The 4,539-nt window shown below is 64.5% G+C and carries 4 protein-coding genes; 3 read left to right on the top strand and 1 reads right to left on the bottom strand.

Annotation, left to right across the window (positions count from 1 at the left end; translation table 11 throughout):
- Positions 1-463, bottom strand: a 463-nt coding sequence (locus VI078_03465) for a hypothetical protein (GenBank protein ID HEY5998342.1), incomplete at its 3' end; no start/stop codon positions are given.
- Between the two features lie 183 nt (positions 464-646).
- On the opposite strand from VI078_03465, the gene VI078_03470 reads away from it, so the two are divergent.
- Genes VI078_03470 through VI078_03480 form a run of 3 tightly spaced genes read left to right on the top strand, consistent with a single transcriptional unit; the run spans position 647 to position 4,456 of the window.
- Positions 647-877: a ribbon-helix-helix domain-containing protein gene (locus VI078_03470; protein ID HEY5998343.1), complete on the top strand. Its 231-nt coding sequence runs from the start codon at positions 647-649 to the stop codon at positions 875-877.
- Entirely contained in the window at positions 874-1,200 is a 327-nt protein-coding gene (locus VI078_03475; GenBank protein ID HEY5998344.1) for a type II toxin-antitoxin system PemK/MazF family toxin, read from the top strand. Before VI078_03470 ends, VI078_03475 begins: the two co-directional genes overlap by 4 nt.
- Before the next feature lie 19 nt (positions 1,201-1,219).
- A complete protein-coding gene (locus VI078_03480; protein ID HEY5998345.1) occupies positions 1,220-4,456 on the top strand; it encodes a type ISP restriction/modification enzyme in 3,237 nt (1,078 codons plus the stop codon).
- The last annotated feature ends 83 nt before the right edge of the window (positions 4,457-4,539 follow it).

The following is a 4,539-nucleotide window of genomic DNA, read 5'->3' on the forward strand; positions in this document are numbered from 1 at the left end:
GCCCACGATAGAACGCGACGGTGGCGCCGCCGCGCGCGAGGCTCACGAGCTGCTCCATCGTCTCGAGCGGGATGAACTTCGGCGCGGGGACGAGCACGACGCGATAGCGTGCCCCGCCGCTCGTGATGAGTCGCCCGCCGATGGTCCGCGTGCCGGCGAGCTGCTTGTCACTCACGTAATCGTACATGTACCCGCGCTCGAGCATCCGCTCGGCCGCCATCCGGAACGCCGAGCTGTCGTACGGCGGGATGGCGTCGAAGTGGTCGAGCAGCGCGGCGGTCTGACCCTCCGTGCTGAACCCCTGTGACGTGAAGCCGCCAGCCGGCGCCTGGCCCGTCATGGCGAAGCCACTTCCAGCCGCCTGGCGACCGCGCGCTCGCGGGCGTTCGGCGAAGCGGTCGAAGATGGGGAAGTAGAGCAGCACGTCGTCGTCGGGCAGGCCCGACTGCATGAAGCTCTGCACGCGTGCGGCATATGCGTTGAGCTCCGCGAAGTCGCATCGGCAAGGCGGCTGCGGCGGAGCGCTTCCGGGGGGGCGGCTGAGCGATGAAACAGAGAAGACTCATCCGCTCTGGCAGACGAGACTGACCGTTCTGGGCACATTCCTGCCATTGACATCGCCGGTGTCTCGCCGTATTTTGGTGGTATGAAAGTCAAGACATCTATCACCCTCGCCGAGGACCTTCTCGAGGCCATCGACCAGCAGGCCGGCCCCAGGAAGAACCGCTCGGACTTTATCGAGACGGCGGTCCGAGCCTACATCGCCCAGCGCGTCCGCGAGCGGCAGAACTCCCACGATCTGGCGATCATCAACCGGCGCGCCAAGCACCTGAACGAAGAGGCGGCGGACGTCCTTTCCTATCAGGTGCTGCCGTGAAACGCGGCGACTTCTACCGCGTGCACCACCCCTCGGCGCGCGATCCGCGCAGATCCCGGGTCTTCCTCGTCGTCAGCCGCCAGGTGCTGATCGACTCCCGCTTCTCGACCGTCGTGTGCGCGCCGGTCTATTCGCAGCATGACGGCTTGTTCACGCAGGTTGCCGTCGGCGCGGATGAGGGTCTCAAGCACGAATCGAGCATTCACTGCGACGAACTCGTGAGCCTGCCGAAATCGTCCCTGACCGACTACATCGGCACTCTGCACCCGGGCAGGACTCCGGACCTGGACACTGCGCTGCGACTCGCCCTCGACTTGCCGTGAAGCCGAGGGAAGCAGCCCCGTGAGCCAGCTCCTCATCCAGCGCTATCTCAACCAGCTCGCCGACCTGCGCAAGGTCTCCGGCACCCACCGCGAGTCGGTCGTCCGCGAGGCGTTCAAGGACCTGCTCAAGGGCTACGCGCGCTCGCACGACCTCGTCTTCATCCCCGAGTACGAGATCGAGACGAAGACCAAGGAGCGCCGCTACGTCGACGGCGCCCTCCTCCACGCCCTGCGCATGCCGTTCGGCTACTGGGAGGCCAAGGACGAGAAGGACGACCTCGACGCCGAGATCCAGCACAAGCTGCGCCGCGGCTACCCGCAGGACAACATCCTCTTCGAGGACTCGCGCGAAGTCGTCCTGATGCAGGACGGCAGCTTCGTCATGCGCGCCCCCGTCGACGACGTCGCCAGGCTCGAACTCCTCCTCGGGCTCTTCTTCAAGTACGAGCGCCCGGAGATCTCCGAATTCCGCAAGGCGGTCGAGCAGTTCGCCACCGACCTTCCCGCGGTGCTCGAAGCCCTGCGCGAGATGATCGAGAAGGAGGCTGCCGGCAACGCCCCCTTCCGCAAGGCCGCGGTGCGATTCCTCAAGCACGCCCAGGAAACGATCAACCCCAGCCTCACCGACGCCGACGTTCGCGAGATGCTCATCCAGCACGTGCTGACCGAGGAGATCTTCTCCAAGGTCTTCGGCGAGGACGATTTCCACCGGCAGAACAACGTCGCGAAGGAGCTGTACGCGCTGGAGGGGACGTTCTTCACCGGGGACGTGAAGAAGCGCACCCTCCGCGGGCTGGCGCCCTACTACGCCGCGATCCGCGCCGGCGCCGCCCGGATCGGCAGCCACCACGAGAAGCAGACCTTCCTCAAGGTCATCTACGAGAACTTCTACAAGGTCTACAACCGCAAGGCCGCCGACCGGCTCGGCGTGGTCTACACGCCCAACGAGATCGTGCGCTTCATGATCGAGAGCGCCGACCACCTCTGCGAGAAGCACTTCGGCCGCACCCTCATCGACAAGGACGTCGAGATCCTCGACCCGGCCGCCGGGACCGGCACCTTCATCTGCGAGCTGATCGAGCACTTCCGCGGCCAGCCCGCGAAGCTGCGGCACAAGTACCGTGAGGAGCTGCACGCCAACGAGGTCGCCATCCTCCCCTACTACGTCGCCAACCTCAACATCGAGGCGACCTACGCCGCCATCACCGGCGAGTACCTGGAGTTCCCGAATCTCTGCTTCGTCGACACGCTGGACAACGTCGCCGGCCTGCGCAAGTACAGCGGGCACCAGGAGGACCTCTTCGGCGCGGTCAGCGAGGAGAACGTCGAGCGCATCAAGCGCCAGAACCGCCGCAGGATCAGCGTCATCATCGGCAATCCGCCGTACAACGCCAACCAGCTCAACGAGAACGAGAACAACAAGAACCGCGAGTACCCGGACATCGACAAGCGCATCAAGGACACGTACATCAAGGAGAGCACCGCCCAGAAGACGAAGCTCTACGACATGTACGCCAGATTCTTCCGCTGGGCCAGCGACCGCGTGGACGAGAACGGCGTGGTGGCGTTTGTCTCGAACCGGAGCTTCATCGAGAGCCGCACGTTCGACGGCTTCCGCAAGGTCGTCGGGCAGGAGTTCAGCGAGATCCACATCGTTGACCTCGGCGGCGACGTCCGCGCCAACCCGAAGCTCTCCGGCACGAAGCACAATGTCTTCGGCATCCAGACCGGCGTCGCGATCAGCTTCCTGGTCAAGCGCAAGAAGGCCCAGGGCTGCCGCATCTTCTACGCCCGCCGCCCCGAACTTGAGACCGCGGAGGAGAAGCTGACCTTCCTCGGCGGCACCGCGCTCACGAAGATCCCCTTCGAGGAGATCCGCCCAGACAAGACCAGCAACTGGATCAACCTGACGCAGAACGACTTCGACACCCTCCTCCCGATCGCCAGCAAGGAGACAAAGGCCGCGAAGAAGCCGTCGCAGGAGCGCGCGATCTTCAAGCTCTATTCCCTCGGCGTCGTGACGAACCGCGATGAATGGGTCTACGACGACGACCCCGGCGCTCTGGAGTCAAAGGTCCGCTTCCTGATCGACGCCTACAACAACGAAGTCGCCCGCTCTTCCGCGGCCAAAGCCGCCGTTCGCGCCGTCCCCCGAAAGGCCTCTGTCGACCGGGGTGCGCCTCGGGACCCCGGCGCCACCGGCATGGGCGATCCTCAGGACATGAGCATCAAGTGGACGCGGGCCGTGAAAAGAGACCTCGACAAAGGAACGTTCTATCGCTTTGCGAAAGGATCTATCGCTGAGAGCTACTACCGGCCCTTTGTGAAACGACGCCTCTACTTTGATCGGCACCTGAACGAAATGCTCTACCAAGTGCCGCAGCTCTTCGGCGCTGGTGCTGGCCCAAACAAAGCGTTCTGCTTTGCCGCCGAGGAGCGTTCAGAATTCGGAGTAATTGCCTTTCGAGACTTGCCGAACAAGGACGTCTTCATGCCGAGTGCGGCTCAGACTCTAGCGCTCTGGCGCTACGACGCCGGCCAGCGCATCGACAACATCACCGACTGGGCACTGGACCAGTTCCGGAAGCACTATTCCGGCTCCGTTGCCGCAGGGGTGGCGCGGAGGGGGGGACCCCCGCGGGGCGGAGCGTCGAGCGAGCACCGTGGGGGTCCGCAGCGACAGGACCCCGGAGGCGATCGTCCCGGAGGGATCGGCACAGCGCCGATCACCAAAGAAGACATCTTCCATTACATCTACGCCGTCCTCCACGACCCCGTCTACCGCGACAAATACGCCCTCAACCTCAAGCGCGAATTCCCGCGCATCCCCTTCTACCCCGACTTCCACCAATGGGCCGCCTGGGGCAAAGAACTGATGGAGCTGCACATCGGCTACGAGACCGTCGAACCCTGGAAACTCAAGCGCACCGACGCCGCGGACGACGGCCACGCCCCCAAGGCCATGCTCAAAGCTGACAAGGAGGCCGGCCGCATCGCCCTCGACTCCCGCACGACCCTCGCCGGCATCCCGCCCGAAGCCTGGGACTACCGCCTGGGCAACCGCTCCGCCCTTGAATGGATCCTCGACCAGTACAAGGAAAAGAAACCCAAGGACCCGACCATCCGCGAGAAGTTCAACACCTACCGCTTTGCCGACTACAAGGAGAAGGTCATCGACCTCCTCGCCCGCGTGACAATGGTCAGCGTCCGCACCGTCGCCATCACCTCGGCCATGACACGTGCCGAAAGAGCCTAAGGAACTCGGCCCCTCCCGACTCCTCGAAGTCGTAACTCGCCGCGCCTGGCGAGCCTGGCTCAAGGCGCATGCCGGCACCGCCA

The organism is bacterium, assembly GCA_036524115.1.
Lineage (GTDB): Bacteria > JAUVQV01 > JAUVQV01 > JAUVQV01 > DATDCY01 > DATDCY01.